Annotated in this window: 11 protein-coding genes; 3 read left to right on the forward strand and 8 right to left on the reverse strand. The window is 66.2% G+C overall.

The features are described from left to right. Positions 1-794, forward strand: a 794-nt coding sequence (locus tag LQT98_RS17460; RefSeq protein WP_231463877.1) for a FecCD family ABC transporter permease, incomplete at its 5' end; no start/stop codon positions are given. Continuing rightward, the gene (locus tag LQT98_RS17465; protein ID WP_231463880.1) at positions 787-1,602 is read left to right on the forward strand and encodes an ABC transporter ATP-binding protein; all 816 of its coding nucleotides are present in this window, start codon (positions 787-789) and stop codon (positions 1,600-1,602) included. The genes LQT98_RS17460 and LQT98_RS17465, both read left to right, overlap by 8 nt. Before the next feature lie 232 nt (positions 1,603-1,834). Here LQT98_RS17465 and LQT98_RS17470 read toward each other — a convergent pair whose 3' ends face one another. The 5 genes from LQT98_RS17470 to LQT98_RS17490 all read right to left on the reverse strand — a co-directional run bounded on the left by LQT98_RS17470 (position 1,835) and on the right by LQT98_RS17490 (position 8,738). Continuing rightward, complete coding sequence (locus LQT98_RS17470) at positions 1,835-2,377, reverse strand: hypoxanthine-guanine phosphoribosyltransferase (RefSeq protein WP_048409236.1); 543 nt, start codon at positions 2,375-2,377, stop codon at positions 1,835-1,837. 67 nt (positions 2,378-2,444) lie between these two features. Next, complete coding sequence (gene galU / locus LQT98_RS17475; protein WP_231463882.1) at positions 2,445-3,317, reverse strand: UTP--glucose-1-phosphate uridylyltransferase GalU; 873 nt, start codon at positions 3,315-3,317, stop codon at positions 2,445-2,447. Positions 3,318-3,389: 72 nt separating this feature from the next. Further along, on the reverse strand, positions 3,390-4,817 hold the full coding sequence (locus tag LQT98_RS17480; RefSeq protein WP_231463884.1) for a tetratricopeptide repeat protein: 1,428 nt from the start codon (positions 4,815-4,817) through the stop codon (positions 3,390-3,392). Positions 4,818-5,014: 197 nt separating this feature from the next. After that, positions 5,015-7,426, reverse strand: coding sequence for an NAD-dependent DNA ligase LigA (ligA, locus tag LQT98_RS17485; protein ID WP_231463886.1), 2,412 nt, complete (start codon positions 7,424-7,426; stop codon positions 5,015-5,017). A 127-nt stretch (positions 7,427-7,553) separates the two neighbouring features. Then, a complete protein-coding gene (locus tag LQT98_RS17490) occupies positions 7,554-8,738 on the reverse strand; it encodes a cell division protein ZipA C-terminal FtsZ-binding domain-containing protein (RefSeq protein ID WP_048409233.1) in 1,185 nt (394 codons plus the stop codon). Between the two features lie 586 nt (positions 8,739-9,324). Here LQT98_RS17490 and LQT98_RS17495 point away from each other — a divergent pair. Beyond that, the gene (locus LQT98_RS17495; RefSeq protein ID WP_019103187.1) at positions 9,325-9,792 is read left to right on the forward strand and encodes a MarR family winged helix-turn-helix transcriptional regulator; all 468 of its coding nucleotides are present in this window, start codon (positions 9,325-9,327) and stop codon (positions 9,790-9,792) included. A gap of 96 nt (positions 9,793-9,888) precedes the next feature. Here the strand turns inward: LQT98_RS17495 and LQT98_RS17500 are convergent, their stop codons facing one another. The 3 genes from LQT98_RS17500 to smc form a co-directional block, all read right to left on the reverse strand. Beyond that, the gene (locus LQT98_RS17500; protein WP_231463888.1) at positions 9,889-10,617 is read right to left on the reverse strand and encodes an energy transducer TonB; all 729 of its coding nucleotides are present in this window, start codon (positions 10,615-10,617) and stop codon (positions 9,889-9,891) included. Beyond that, on the reverse strand, positions 10,578-11,957 hold the full coding sequence (locus LQT98_RS17505) for an MFS transporter (protein WP_231463890.1): 1,380 nt from the start codon (positions 11,955-11,957) through the stop codon (positions 10,578-10,580). Before LQT98_RS17505 ends, LQT98_RS17500 begins: the two co-directional genes overlap by 40 nt. Positions 11,958-12,267: 310 nt before the next feature. Next, entirely contained in the window at positions 12,268-15,753 is a 3,486-nt protein-coding gene (gene smc / locus LQT98_RS17510; protein ID WP_231463892.1) for a chromosome segregation protein SMC, read from the reverse strand. Positions 15,754-15,846 lie beyond the last annotated feature (93 nt).

Genomic DNA, 15,846 nt, shown 5'->3' on the forward strand with positions numbered 1-15,846 from the left:
GCGCGGCGCTGGCCGCCAGCGGCGCGGCCTTGCAGGCGCTGTTTCGCAATCCGCTGGCCGACCCCGGCCTGATCGGCACTTCCAGCGGCGCGGCGCTGGCGGTGGTCAGCATGCTGGCCATCGGCGCCGCCGGCCTGTCCTTGCCGCTGGCCGCCTTCGGCGGCGGCCTGCTGGCCACCTGGCTGATCCTGCTGCTGGCGCGATTGGTGCGCGGCGGCCTGGCCGGCCTGCTGCTGATGGGCCTGGTGGTGGGCGCTTTCTGCGGCGCCATCACCAGCCTGATGATTTTCATGTCCGACGACCTGACCCTGCGCGCCGCCACCAGCTGGCTGGCCGGCAATCTGTCGTCGGCTACGTCGGAACGCCTGCTGGCCTGCCTGGGCGTGGCCGGCCTGGGGCTGTTGATCCTGGCCGCGGTCGGCCGCGATCTCGATTGCCTGCTGCTGGGCGAGGACGCCGCTCAGTCGCTGGGCATAGATGTGCGCCGCACCCGCCGCCTCACCGCCGTGGGCGCGGCGCTGGCCACCGGCGGCGCGGTGGCGCTGTCCGGGGTGATAGGCTTCGTCGGCATGATGATTCCCAATGCGCTGGCGCTGGTGCTGGGCGGCTGCCGCCGCCGGCTGATCCTGCTGTCGGCCTGGGCCGGCGCCTTGTTTTTGCTGGCGGTGGACACGCTGGCGCGCACCATAGTCTGGCCCATCGATCTACCGGTGGGATTGATGGCGGCATTCGCCGGACCGCCGTTCTTCGTCTGGGTGTTCCGGCGGCAACAAAGGAGTCTGATCAATGGCTGAGACCTCTACTCTGTGCGTGCGCCAGCTGGCCTACGATATCGACGGCAAGCGGATTCTGGACGACATCAACCTGGACCTGCCCGCTGGCCGCGTCAGCGCGCTGCTGGGACCCAACGGCGCCGGCAAGACCACGCTGATGCGCCTGCTGGCCGGCCTATCCACGCCCGGGGCCGGCGCGGTGCGCTTGGCCGGCCAATGCGTGGGCCGCATGGACGCGGCGGTGCGCGCGCGCCGCATCGCCTGGGTGCCGCAGCACATCCCCTCCGGGATTCCGCTGACGGTGCGCGAGTTCGTGATGCTTGGCCGCATGCCCTATCTGGGCGCGTTCTCCCGCCCCAAGGTGGAAGACAAGAGCGCGGTGGCCGACGCGCTGGCCACGGTGGAGCTGGACGATTACGCCGACCAGCGGCTGGATCACCTGTCCGGCGGCGAGCGGCAGCGCGCGGCCATCGCCCGCGCCTTGGCGCAGCAGGCGCCGGTGCTGTTGCTGGACGAACCCACCAACCATCTGGATCTGCGCCACCAGCACCGCCTGCAACAATTGCTGCTGGAGCTGTCGCGCCAGGGCAAGACCGTGGTGCAGGTGCTGCACGACCTGGCGCTGGCGGCCAGCTATGCCGATCATGTGGCCTTGCTGGAGCAGGGCCGGCTGGTGGTGGCCGGCGCGCCGGAGCAGGTGCTGACGCCGGAACGACTGCTGGCGGTCTACCGCTGGCCGGTGCGCTTGCAGCGCAGCGGCAATGACTGGCAGCTCAACGCCGCCCTGGCGCAGGCGCAGAAGCCCGCGGCGCTGGCGGCCGGCGCCTGAGAGCCTGAGAGCCTGTCCATAGCCTGCTGCGCGTCGGCGGGATTGATAGGTAAAGGGCGTTGAAAACAGCTTCGAAATGCTCATGTACCACTTGAGCATTCCGCTTTCTCAGCCGCAACGCCTTGTCTCGCCCTAGCTCGCGAGGCTTTGAACAGACTCTGAGACCAGGTCCAAAAATAAAAACCCCCGGCTTGCTGACGCGAGCCGGGGGTTTTTCGCGATCTGGCCGCGCTTATTTCAGCGCGTAGATAGCCGGCAGATTGCGCCAGGCGCCGCGCACGTCCATGCCGTAGCCGAATACATAGCGGTCCGGCACGTCCAGGCCGACGAAGTCCGCCAGCATCGGCTTTTCCTTGCTGATCAGCTTGTTGGCGAACACGCCGCTGTAGAAGGCCTTGGCGCCCATGTCCATCACTTTGTCGCGGATCGCCGCCATGGTGTGGCCTTCGTCCAGGATGTCGTCCAGCACCAGCACCACGCGATCGCGCACGTCTTCCTTGGGCGCCTGCTTCCACACCAGTTCGCCGCCCTGGGTCTTGTCGCCATAGCGGGACACGTGAACGTAGTCGAAGTCCAGCGGGAAGGCCAGGCGCGGCAGCAGCTGGCCGGTGAACACCACGGCGCCGCCCATCACGGACAATACCAGCGGGTAGGTTTCGCCCAGTTCCTTGGTGATTTCCACCGCCATGCGGTCGACGGCCGCGCTGACTTCCTCGGCGGTGAACAGCACGTCGGAACTGTTGATCAGGCCACGGGCCTCGGCAATATTGGGCATGATGCCTCCTTGATTCACACGTACAAACGCCGCTCTTCATGACAGAGCGGCGTGATTGAGAAAACGATTAGTTCCTGGCCAGCGACTGCAGATAGGCGGCGAACTCGGCGCCGACCTCGTGATGCTGCAAGCCGTAATTGACCGTGGCTTTCAGATAGCCCAGCTTGGAGCCGCAGTCGTAACGCACGCCTTTGAACGGCAGCGCCAACACAGCCTCGTCCTTCATCAGCGCCGCGATGCCGTCGGTCAGCTGGATTTCGCCGCCGGCGCCGGCCGTGGTGTTGACCAGCTTGTCGAAAATGCGCGGGGTCAGAATGTAACGGCCCACCACCGCCAGATTGGACGGCGCCACTTCCGGGCGCGGCTTCTCCACGATATGTTCCACTTGCTGATGGCCGCGCGCGTCCGGCGCCACCTTGACGATGCCGTAAGAGCCGGTTTCCTCCGGCGCCACGGTTTCCACGCCCAGCACCGAGGTATGGGTTTCATCGAACAGCTTGACCATTTGCTCCATCGCGCCCGGCGCGCCTTCGATCAGGTCGTCGGCCAGGATCACCGCGAACGGCGCGTCGCCCACCACCGGCCGCGCGCAGAGCACGGCGTGGCCCAGGCCCAGCGCCTCGGTCTGACGGATGAAGATGCAGGACACCGACGGCGGGATGATGCCCTGCACGGTTTCCAGCAGCTTCTGCTTATTCTTGTTTTCCAGTTCGGTTTCCAGCTCGTAGGCCTTGTCGAAATGGTCTTCGATCGAACGCTTGTTGCGGCCGGTGATGAAAATCAGCTCGGTCATGCCGGCGGCGATCGCCTCTTCCACCGCGTACTGGATCAGCGGCTTGTCCACCACCGGCAGCATTTCCTTGGGGCTGGCCTTGGTGGCCGGCAGGAAACGGGTACCCAGCCCGGCGACGGGGAATACCGCTTTCGTGATTTTTTTCATGCCCATTCTCGTTAACAAGCGTTGACAGCCGCGCATTCTACCGCGCCGCGGCCCGCTGGTGAAAGTCCCGCCTTACAAAGCGGCGGCAAATCGCTGAGCCAGCGCTTGCGCCACGCCTTCCAGCACCGCATCCCAAGCGCCGGCCTCGGCCTGGCGCCAGACCCGCATCGAGTCGTACCACGGCGCGCGCTCGCCGGCGGCCAGGAAGAAGGGCGCGCTTTCCGCGCGCATCAGCACCCAGACCGGCTTGCCCATCGCCCCGGCCAGGTGGGCGACGGCGGTATCGACGGTGATCACCAGATCCAGCTCCGCCACCCAGGCGGCGGTATCGGCGAAATCGTTCAGGGCCGGTGTGCTCAACAAACCTTGCAAGGCCGAAGGCGTCGTTCCCGGCTGCAAGGACACGAAGTCGATGCCGGGCAGCCGGCACAAAGAGGCGAAGTCCTCCGGCGGCACCGATTTGTGGCGGCGCCAATGATCGGCCTTGCCCACGCCCCATTGCCCGCTTTCCCACACCACGCCGACGCGTGGACGGCCGCCGCCGCGCGCCGGGACCGCGGCCGCCGGCACCGCGCTCAGATAAGGCTGGCCGGACAGATTCTCCAGCGTCACGCCCAGCGCGCCGGGCAAGGACATCAGCGGCAGTTGCCAATCGAAAGCCGGCGCGGCCTCCGCTTCCAGCAGTTCGATGCCGTCGAATTGAGCGAACAGGCGATGAAAGGTTTTGGGGCAGGCCAGCAGCAGGCGCGCCCGCGGATGCTCGGCCCGCAGCCGCGGCAGGAAGCGCGCCATCTGCAGGCTGTCGCCCAGGCCCTGTTCCGCCCACAACAGCAAGACGGACGCGTCCAGCGCCTGGCCCTGCCAGCGCCGTTCGCGGTGACGCGGCTGCAGAATGGCTTCCCAGCGCGCCTCATAATACGGCCAGGCCTCGGCGTAGCAGCCGGCCAGCAATAGCGCGATGGACAGGCTGAAGCGCAGATTGGCGTCGTTCGGGTCCAGCTCCAAACCGCCTTGCAACACGGCGATGGCGTCGTCCAGCAGCAAGGCGCAGGTGCAGGCGTAACCCAGGTTGTTGCAGCGCGCCGGGCTGGCTCCGGCCAGCTCGATGGCGCGCAGATGGCAGGCGATGGCGTCCTGGTATCGCAGCCGATGCTGCAACACCACGCCCAGATTGCTCCAGGCGTCGACATGTTCGGGCTCCGCCGCCAAGGCTTCGCGCAGCAACGCTTCCGCCAGCTCCAGCTCACCCAACTCCTTGAGCAGCACCGCCAGATTGCACTTGATATTGACCGACTGCGGATTGAGCGCGGCGGCGGCCAGGTAGTCGTCCAGCGCGCGCGCGCTGTCGCCCTGACGCAAGCGGGCGTTGGCGCGGTTGGCCAGCGCTTGCCAATCCTGCGCATTCAAGCGCAGGCATTGATCAAACGCCTGCTCCGCCTCGCGCCAGCGGCCCTCCGCCGCCAATCGGTTGCCTTGTTTGAAGGCTTGGTCCGCCGTCATCTGTTCCGTTCCTTCTTAAAATACCTGCCACGAAAACCCCAAAACCGACTTAGCCACGGAAGCACACGGGAGGGCACGGAAGGCAAACCCTTTAGCCACGAAATCCACGAAAACAACAGCAGCCTTTGGTTTGGTCCGTGTTTTTCTGTGTGCTTCCGTGGCAAAAACATTTCCCGCCGAGGCTACAGGCTCTTAAGTCACTCTCCGGCCAGCAAGGCTTGCAAGCCGGCCTCGTCCAGAATCGCCACGCCCAGTTCTTCCGCCTTGGCCAGCTTGCTGCCGGCCTCCGCGCCCGCCACCACGTAATGGGTTTTCTTGGATACGCTGCCGGACACCTTGCCGCCGGCGGCTTCTATCAATTCCTTGGCCTGGTCGCGGCTCAGTGTCGGCAAGGTGCCGGTCAGCACCAGGGTCTTGCCTTCCAGCACGCCGGCCGCCGCCGCTTGCGCCGGCAGCGCCGCCAGGATCTCGTCGACCAGGGCGGCGAGCGCGCGCAGGCTGTCGCGCTTGCCCGGCAGGTCCAGCCAATCGGCCAGCGCGTTGATCACCTCGGCCGGCAGTTCCAGGTCCAGCAAGGCGCGCCGTTCGCGCCCGACCAGCGCGGCCAGGCCGTCGATCTGCGCCGCCAGCTGTTGGCTGCGCACCTCGGTCAGACGCGGGATGTCCAGCCGCGCCAACAGCGCCGCCGGCAGCAAACGCTCGGCCAGGCGCGGCGACGGCGCGTGCTCGTCGGCCGGCGTCACATGGCTCAACAAAGCGTCCAGCGCGGCTTCGTTATTGGCTTCGGCGAAAAAGTCCGCCAGCGATTCCGCCACCACGCCGCCGATGTCCGGCAGCGCGGCGAACAAGGCCGCCGGCGAGCGACGGACCAGGGCCATCGTTCCCAGCCAATCGGCCAGGGTCTTGGCGGTGGATTCGCCGACATGACGGATGCCCAGCGCGAACAGCAGCCGCGCCAGCGGCGGCCGTCGGCTGGCGGCGATCGCCTCGATCAGGTTTTCCGCCCATTTGCTGGCCACCTTGCCGGCCTTGACGGTTTCCGGGGTCACGCCCTCGTCCTCGTCGGCGCGGCGCTTCATTTCCAGCAAGTCTTCCAGCGTCAGCCGGTACAGATCGGCCACGCCGCGCACATAGTCGTACTCCACCAGCTTGTCGATATAGCGCTCGCCCAGGCCGTCGATGTCCATCATGCGGCGGCCGGCGAAATGCTGGATCGCCTGGCTGCGCTGCGCGCGGCAGGACAGGCCGCCGGAGCAGCGCGCCACCGCCTCGCCCTCTTCGCGCACCACATGGCTGCCGCATACCGGGCAAGTACTGGGCAGCCGGTAGGCCGGATATTGCGCTTCGTCGAACAAGCCGCCATCCGCGGCCGGCAGCATGGGCCGGCGCTCCATCACCACGGACACCACTTCCGGAATCACGTCGCCGGCGCGGCGCACGATCACGGTGTCGCCCACGCGCACATCCTTGCGCCGCGCCTCGTCCTCATTGTGCAGGGTGGCGTTGGTGACGGTGACGCCGCCGACGAACACCGGCTTCAGCCGCGCCACCGGGGTGATGGCACCGGTGCGGCCCACCTGTTCCTCGATCGCCTCGACCTGGGTCAAGGCCTCCTCGGCCGGGAATTTGTGGGCGATGGCCCAGCGCGGCGCGCGCGACACAAAGCCCAGTTCGTCCTGCAAGGCGCGCTGATTGACCTTGTACACCACGCCGTCGATATCGAAAGGCAGGCCGGGGCGGCGCTGCTGCACTTGTTCGTAATAACCGATCAAGCCATCCACGCCGCGCACCACCGGCCGCAGGTCCTCGGCCACCACCGGGAAGCCCAGTTCCCGCAACCAGGCCATTTCCCCGCTGTGGCTGGCCGGCCAGTCCGCGCCCTCCACCTGGGCGATGGCGTAGGCAAAGAAGGATAGCCGGCGCTGGGCGGTAATGCGCGAATCCAGCTGACGCAGGCTGCCGGCGGCGGCGTTGCGCGGATTGGCGAAGGTCTTGTCGCCGCGCGCGACCTGCTCGCGGTTGAGCTTGTCGAAATCCTGCTTCAGCATCAGCACCTCGCCGCGCACTTCCAGCAGGCCGGGCGTGGCCGCGCCGGCCGGCAGCCGCAGCGGAATCGCGCGCACGGTGCGGATATTCTCGGTGACGTTCTCGCCGGTCACGCCGTCACCGCGGGTGGCCGCCTGAACCAGCATGCCGTCGCGGTAAAGCAGGGAAATCGCCAGGCCGTCGAACTTGGGCTCGGTCGCGTACTCCACCTCGGCGACGTCCAGGCCTTTGCGCACCCGCTCGTCGAACTGCAGCAGCTCTTCATGGCGCAGTTCGCGCTCGCTCAGCTGCATATCGGAAAACGCGTTGGACAGCGACAGCATCGGCACGCTGTGGGTCACTTGCTGGAATTCGTCCAGCGGCGCGCCGCCGACGCGACGGGTAGGCGAATCCGCGCTCGCCAGTTCCGGATGCTCCTGCTCCAGTTGCTGCAGCTCGCGGAACAGGCGGTCGTATTCGGCGTCCGGCACGGTGGGAGTGTCCAGCACATAGTATTCGTGGCCGTAGCGGTTCAGCAGTTGATGCAGTTCGGCTACGCGCTGTTGCGGGGTTTGGGCGGTCATGTTCAGTCGGACTCAAACAGAAAAAGCCGGCGTGACGCCGGCCTTGGATACGGAGGATTATCGAGCGGGCCTATCACCCCAGTGTAGCGGCTGGACAGCAAGGCGACACCAGGGCTTCCCGCCGGGTTCAGGCAAACAGTCTCAACGCGGCCACGCTGCCGGGGGCGATGCCCCGATCGTCCATGCTGCCGTAGATGTGCAGCAATTGGTCGCGGATGCGGGTCAGGCCGGCGTCGGACAGCGGACGGCGGTTGTCGTCCACCAGTTGGGCGTCGAACTCCTGCGCCAGCTGGCGCGCGAAGTAAACGGCGCGGTCGAACACCTCGACGCCGCCGGCCACGCGCGGCACGTCGAACAACAGCGTCAGCGCCGGGAAGGATTTGTCCAGCAAGGTGTGGAAGGTGAACGGCATCTGGTCGGCCGCCATCAGGGAATACAGGGTATTGCCGGAATCCGCCAGGTAGTGGAAGGCGCCGTCCGGCTCCAGCTGCAGGCCGGCCGCCTCGGCGAAGCTGCGCAGGCGGGTGCCTTCTATCGGCCCCTGCGGCACGATGTTGATGCCGATCAGCACGTCCACATCGGCGCAGAAACGGTCCAGTTCGCGCGCTGCCACCAGCTTTTGCTGGCGCTGCGGGAAACTGACCGCCGCGTCGTGCTCCTCGGCGAAACGCGACACCTGCTGGCAGAAGCCGGCCAGTTCCTGTTCAGTGACCGCGCCGCTGCGGTCCACCATCTGCATGCTGACGTTGATCTGCTTGTAACGGGTGCCGGGCAAGGCCTCGGCTGGCTTCCACAGGCCTTTCTCGGTGCGGCCGATCAACTGGGTGCGCTTGCCGACGTTGAAGCGCGGAATCGCCGCCAGTTCGTGCGGCGCGTGGAACACCACTTCGGCGATGAAATCCAGCGACGGGTCCAGCATCGCCACCACCAGCGCCTGGTGATCGGCGGAATCCATCTGCTGAACCTCTTCTTCCTCTTCCACCACCGGTACCGCGTCGAAAACCGCCTCGCGCGGCCGCGCGGCTTCCTGTCGCTCCGGCTCCGCCGGCGGCAGTTGCGGCTCGAAATAAGCGGCGGCGTAATCGTCCGGCTCCGGCGCGGCATCCACTAGCACCGGCTCCATCCGATCCTGCTTCACGCCGTCGCGCACATTGTTCTTGGGCACGTCCAGCAATACATCGTCATGACCGCCGCGCGTAAAGGCCTGGCGAGTCTTCTTGCGAAAACGCCATTCCTGAAAAGCATTGAATCCATATACCAGGGCGATGACCGCTCCGCCCAATATCAATACACCAATCTGTAATTCGCTCATCAGCCAGTCCGCATTAAGGCGAATAATCGAAGCCGTCGGCAGCCTCATCGCCGCGCGCCGGCGCATCTTTCGATGCGCGATGCGGCGTCTTTCGGCAATGGCCAGGCCGACAGCCTCCCTTTAAGTATTCGGCAACAAAACCGTTCGAATCTGGCGTTTCGGCCAGTCGTGAACGGCGATAGACCACGGTTATTATAACGAAAGCCTCAGCTTGCGCATCATTTGGCAGCAATTTAGCCGTAAATGCCTTGCCGCCAACATAAATACAAGCCGGGGCAATAGCTGATGCGGGCAGTTTGGCGTTTCAAACCAGGATCACAACCTGAATTGGATGCCGAATCGCCCCTGCTGGTTCCATCGCCTGGTTCGAAACTGCCGCAGCAGGCCGTTCAGCACCGCGCAGCCGGCCCGCCTCGAGTGGGCCGAATGGAAGCGGAACGTCATTTCAGGGCTCATAAGGTCCAACAGATGACATTTCTGACAGGGGCGCTCTGGAATATCTCGTGCCAGAATATTTCGTGTTCATGCAAATGAATGAATGATTCCAACCGTCTTAACACTGCTTAGGAAAGCAAGGGATAGATCGATGAAAAACACTTCTCAAGCCAGTTTCCTTCCGGTGGTCCACGAGCTGGCGCGCACCTACCAGGCGTTTGAACAGTTTGCCAGCCAGCACATTCGTCAGTTGGGCTTGACTCCGCCGCAATTCGACGTGGTCGCCACGCTGGGCCACAGCAAGGGCATGAACTGCAAGGAGCTGTCCGACCGCACGCTGATCACCAAGGGGACGCTGACCGGCGTCATCGACCGGCTGGAAGACAAGGGCCTGGTAACGCGCACCATGCAGCCGAACGACCGCCGCAGCGTGTTCGTGTCGCTGACCCAGCACGGCGAGCGGCTGTTCGACCAAGCCTTCCCCGCCCATATCGACTATATGCAGATCGCCTTCAAGCGCTTCGGCGAACATGATCTGTCCGGCTTCTGCCAGGAACTGGGCCGCCTGCGCGAAGGCTTCAGCCTGGCGCTGGAAGAGCAAGAAGAAGTCACCGCCTAGGCCAAGCATGCGCTAGGCGCCCTCACCCGGCGGCGAAGCGCGGCCCCCGCATTGCGGAGCCGCTCTCGCCGCCATTGCTTTGGCGCCGGTCCACGCTCAGCGTCTCTCAAAACGCACCGGCACCGTCAACACCGAATCCACCGGCTGGCCATTACGCTTGGCCGGTACAAAACGCCAACTCTCCACCGCGGCCTTGGCCGCCCGGTCCAGCCGTGGATAGCCGCTGCTGGCCGCCACCGTCACTTCGCTGGCGCGGCCGGCGGCGCTGACCCCGACCCGCAGCATCACCGTGCCCTCTTCGCCATTTTCCCGCGAGCGCTCCGGGTATTCCGGCTGCGGATTGCGCAGATATTCGGCCCGGTACAGCGCCACGCTATCCTGTCCGCCTGCCCTTGCCGCTCCGGAAGCGCCTTGCGCCGACGCCAAGCCGGCCGGCTCTCCTTCCCCAACGCCGGAGCCGCCTCCGACCACCGCCGGCAACGATGGGCGCTGCTGCGACGCAGCCTCGGGCGATGGCGCCGCCGGCCGCGCAATCGCCTTGGCAGCGGGAACGGACTTGGGCTGTGGAGATTGACGGCGCTCGACCGGCGGCGCTTTGGCTGCTTCCGCCCCCGCGCCATCGGGAACGCCGGCGGCCGGCGGCGCCGGCAAGCTCAGCGTCAGCACCGCCTGGCTGACGGGGGGGCGCGATGCGAACGGCCGCCAGCAAAACAAGAGCAGCGCGTGCAGCAGCAAGGACGCCAGCAAGGCCCAAGCCCACCCCGGCCGCGCGCGCATCCCGCGCCTCAGCAACGCATCCGGCTGCCCGGCCGGCTGTATTGCCACCAAGCCACCAGCATGGACACCAGATAAAAAACGAAGAACATGCCGAAGGCCGGCAGGAAGCTGCCGAAAGCGGCCAACGCGCTGCCAAAGGATTTGGGAATCACGAAACCACCGAAGGCCGCCATCACCGAGCTCACATTCATCGCCGACGCGCCACGGCGGCCGCCGCGCGCATAGGCCTCGGCGACGTTCAGGCCGGCGGCCTTGGCCTGCTGGCCGGCCTGCAACAGAAAGACCTTGGGCGCCAACTGGAAAGATGAGCCGTTGCCAACGCCGGCGGCGAAGAAAATCAGCTGGAACATCGCCAGGAACAGCCAGAACGAACCGCCGCTGCTGGCGGTGGGCATGCTCAGGTAAACGCCAACGGTGGCCAGCGCCATCACCCCATTGCTGAGCATGGTGGCGATGCCGCCGCCGATGTGGTCGCCCATCCAGCCTCCCAGCGGCCGCGACAGCGCGCAGATCATCGGCCCGATGAAGGCGTAGGGCGTGACGTCGATCAGCGGAAACATATTGCGCGCCAACAGCGGGAAGGCGGCGGCGAAGCCGAGAAAGGTGCCGTAGCTGCCCATGTACAGCAGGCAGATATACCAGGTGTGCGGATCTCGCATCGCGTCCAGCTGATCATGCGGCGTGATGCGCAGCTTGGGCAGGTCATGCGCGTAGAGCAGGCAGGCCAGCGCGATGACGACGATGAAGGGCAGCCACAGATAGCCGGCGTTCTGCAGCCACACCGGATGCACGGCGCCGCCGACGCCCCAGATCTGCGGCATGCCGCCGGCCGCGCCGAACAAGGGCAGCAGGATAGCGACCGGAATCGCCAGCTGCGCCACCGACACACCCAGATTGCCAAGGCCGGCGTTCAAGCCCATCGCCAGCCCCTTGGCCGCCTTGGGGAAGAAAAAGCTGGTATTGGACAGATGCGAGGCGCTGGCGCCACCGCCGATGCCACATAGGCCGGACACCAGCAGCAGAATGGGAAAAGGCGTCGAAATATCCTGCACCACCGCGGCCACGCCCACCGCCGGCAGCAAGAGCAGCAAGGTGGAAATCCCCAGCCACAGGCCGCCGCCCACCCAGCTCCATATCCAGGAGTACAGCAAGCGCATCAAGGCACCGACCAGCGGCGGAATCGACACCAGCAGGAACTGTTGCTGATTGCTGAGCGCGAACCCCACCGCCGGCAGGTTGACCACCACCATGCTCCACATCATCCAGATATTGAAGTTCAGGTGCAGCGACAGGATGGACAGCCAGAGATTGCGATTGGCGATGCGCCGGCCGCGGCGCAGCCAGAAGATAGGGTTTTCAGGTTCCCAACGCTTGATGCTTACGGTCATGCCACTCATCCAGCAACGATATCGCCCGGCGGCCGTTGCCGTCGGGAAGCTGCGCAGTATGCCAGCCGCGCGCGCGGCCTAGTTTGCGCGCCGTCAAACTGTAACTGACGGCAATAGTCCGCGCCAGCCCGTTTAAACGATGGCTAACAAACCCGGCGGGTGCCAGGCGGGCTTTGCCACCGGCAGTAGCCGGTTGTCGGATACCAAAGACCTTGCGGCTGAAAAAGCGGAATGTACACGTGGTACATGAGCATTTCGAAGCGGGTTTCAACGCCGTATCGCCGACGCGCAGCAGATCGTAAACAGGTTCTTAGGCGGTTTCCCGCATTTTCAATGCTTCCACAATGTCCACCGCCACAATGCGGCTGACCCCCTGCTCCTGCATGGTGACGCCCACCAGTTGCTCCGCCATTTCCATGGTCAGGCGGTTATGGGAAATATAGAGAAACTGGGTGCGCTCCGACATCTGTTTGACCAGGTCGCAGAAGCGGCTGGTATTGGCGTCGTCCAGCGGCGCGTCCACTTCGTCCAGCAGGCAGAACGGCGCCGGGTTCAGGGAAAACAGCGAGAACACCAGGCTCATCGCGGTCAATGCCTTTTCACCGCCGGACAGCAGGTGAATGGTGCTGTTCTTCTTGCCTGGCGGCTGGGCGATGATCTGCACGCCGGCATCCAGCAAGTCCTCTCCGGTCAGCACCAGCTCGGCGCGGCCGCCGCCGAACAGCGTGGGGAAGAACTCGCGCATCTTGGTGTTGACCGCGTCGTAAGTGGCTTGCAGCATCTCGCGGGTTTCGCCGTCTATCTTGGCGATCGCTTCTTCCAGCGTCGCCATCGCCAGGGTCAGGTCCTCGGACTGGCTGGCCAGGTAATCGCCGCGTTTGCGGGCTTCATCCAGTTCTTCCAGCGCCGCCAGGTTGACCGCGCCCAGGCCTTCCAGCGCGCGCGCCAGCCGCGCGATTTCTGCGGCCAGCGCGTTCGGCTTCACCGCCTCGCTCAGATCGGCCATCAAGGCGGCCTCGTCGGCGCCGGCGCTGGCCAGTTCTTCGGCGAAGCGCTCCATCGCCAGCCGCGCTTCCTGGTGCTTGAGCAGCCAGTCCGAGCGCGATTCACGCAGCGCCGGCAAAGCGGCGTTGGCCTGTTGCTGCTGCTGGGTCAACTCGCGCAGCCTCTCGGTCAGGCCGTTGAGCCGGTCACGCACCGCGCCCAGCCGTTGTTCGCGCTGCTCGCGTTCGGCCAAGGCCAGTTGCAAGGCCTCTTCCGGCACAGCCTCTTCCACCGCCTCGGCCTCTTCGGCCAGGGCTTCCAGGCGCTCGGCCAATTGCTGATCGCGCTCGTCCAGTTCGCGGCCGCGCCGCGCCAGTTCGGCCACCTTCTGCTCGGCGGTGCTCATTTCCAGCTTGATTTCGTGCAGCATGCGCTCGGCGTCGCGGGTCTTGTTGCGCGCCAGTTGCAAGCCGGTTTCGGCGTTCAGGCGGTCCAAACGCATCTCTTCCAGCTGTACCGCCAGTTCCTCCAGCGTCAGCGCCGCCTCTTCGCCCAGCATCTCGGCCTCGGCCATGCCTTCCCCGGCCAGTTCGCGCTCTTCTGCGATGCGGCTGCGCTCGGCCTCGATCGCCGCCAGACGCGCCGCGCCCTGGCGCGCGGCCTGGTCCAGCTTGACGTGTTCCAATGTGGCGGCGTTCAGTTCCGCTTCCAGCCGGGTCAGCGCGCCCTTTTGCGCGCGCACCGCTTCGGCCAGCATGCCGCTGCGGCTCTGCGAGGATTCACGACGCTGCTGCAAGGCGCCCACTTCCGGCAGCAGGCTGTCCAGGCGCGCCTGCGCCGCTTCCAGCAGCGCCTTGCGCGCCATCAGGCCGTCGCCGCCGGCTTCGGCGTGCAGGCAGAGGCTGGCGGCGTAAACGCGATGGCCTTCCGGCGTCAGCAGGCAGGCGCCTGCCGGCAGTTGCTCGCGCAGCGCTTGCGCCTGCTCCAGCGAATCAGCCAGGTAGATGCCGGCCAGCCAGTCTTGCAAGGCCGGCACAAAAGCGTCGGCGGCGCGCACTTGCTGCAATAAGGTCGGCCATGGACGCTCAGGCTGCCACTCGCTGCGGGCGCCGCCGTCGGCCAACGCCAGCGCCGCCGGCGGCGGTTCTCCGGACAAGGCTGCGGCGCGCGCGGCCAGGCGCTCCCCCAGCGCCGCCTCCAGCGCCGGCTGCCACTTGGGCTCCACCTGCAGGCTTTGCCACAGCTGCGGCGCATCGGCCAGACCCTGGCGCTGCAACCAGCCATCCAGTTGCTCGCTGGCCGCTTCACGCGCCAGCATGCCGGCCAAGGCGGCGGCCTCGGCCTCGGCGCGCGCCTGTTCGCCGCGCAGCGCGGCCAGTTGTTCGTCCAGCTTTTCGCGCTCTGCCGCCAGGTCGGCCTGCTTGGCCTCGTCGGCCACCAGCCGCGCCCGCACCGTGTCCAAGGCGCCGCGCGCGCGTTCGACCTCGGCGGCGGCGGCTTGCTGCTGCGCTTGATCCGGCAGGTTCAGATCGCTCAGTTCACGCCGCAGCGCGTCCTCGCGGCTGGACAGCTGTTCCAGGCCACGGCGCAGATGCTCCAGTTTCTGGCGCGACAGGTCGCGGTCGCGGCTCAGATTGGCCTGCTGCGCGGTCAAGCCGTTCAAGTGTTGCTCGATGGCGCGGTATTCCGCCTCGGCGGTGGGCAGTTCGTCAGCGCCGTCCTCCAGCGTCATCTGCGCTTCTTCCAGCCCCATCTGCGCTTCTTCGCGCCGCGGCAGCCAGTCGTCCAGCTCCGCCGACACCTGGCCTCGGCCCTCGGCCAGCACTTGGCGCTCGGTGCGCACGCTGCCCAGTTCGCGGTCCACTCGGGCGCGGTTCTGCTCGCGGTGGCGCTGGGCTTCTTCCAGCCGCGCCAGCTGCGCATTGGCTTCGAACAAATGCTGTTGCGCTTCGTGCACTTCGTCGCTGGCGGCGAAATGCCCTTCGCGCACGGTTTCGGATTCGGCCTCCAGATGAGTGACCGCAGCCTCCAGCGCCGCTTCCTCGGTTTCGATGCGCGCCAGTTCGGCGCGCGCCGCCGCCTCGTTGCGCGCCGCTTCTTCGCGCCGCGCCAAGGCCAGCAGGTTCTGCTTGTGGGTCAGCGCGCCGCGCAGGTCGTGATATTGGGCCGCCACTTCCGCCTGCTCGGACAGGCGCTCCACCTGGCGCTCCAGCTCTTGCCGCAAGTCGGCGATGCGTTCCAGATTGGCGCGGGTGTCGGCGATGCGGTGTTCGGTCTCGCGGCGGCGTTCCTTGTACTTGGACACGCCGGCGGCTTCTTCCAGATAGGCGCGCAGTTCTTCCGGCCGCGCTTCGATGATGCGCGAGATCATGCCCTGCTCGATCACCGCGTAACCGCGCGCGCCGACGCCGGTGCCGAGGAACAGGTCGGTGATGTCGCGGCGGCGCACCTGCTGGTTGTTGATGAAGTAGCTGGATTCGCCCTGGCGGGTCAGCACTCGCTTGATCGCCACTTCCGCGTACTGGCCCCAGGCGCCGGTAAGCGCGCCGTCGCCGTTGTCGAACACCAGTTCCACCGAGGCGCGGCTGACCGGCTTGCGCGTGGACGAGCCGTTGAAGATCACGTCCTGCATCGATTCGCCGCGCAACTGCTTGGCCGAGGATTCGCCCAATACCCAGCGCACCGCGTCTATCACATTGGACTTGCCGCAGCCATTGGGGCCGATCACCGCCACCAGTTGGCCGGGCACGGCAATGCTGGTGGGGTCGACGAATGACTTGAAACCGGCAAGCTTGATGTGGGTGAGACGCAAAATGTCCTCGCAATGGCAGGGCGAAAATCGGCATTTTAGCAGTTGCCCGCTCCGGCTGCGCGTCGCGCGCGGGCCTGTTGCGCGTCGCGCAGC

Source organism: Chromobacterium aquaticum, from assembly GCF_021129195.1.
GTDB lineage: Bacteria > Pseudomonadota > Gammaproteobacteria > Burkholderiales > Chromobacteriaceae > Chromobacterium > Chromobacterium aquaticum.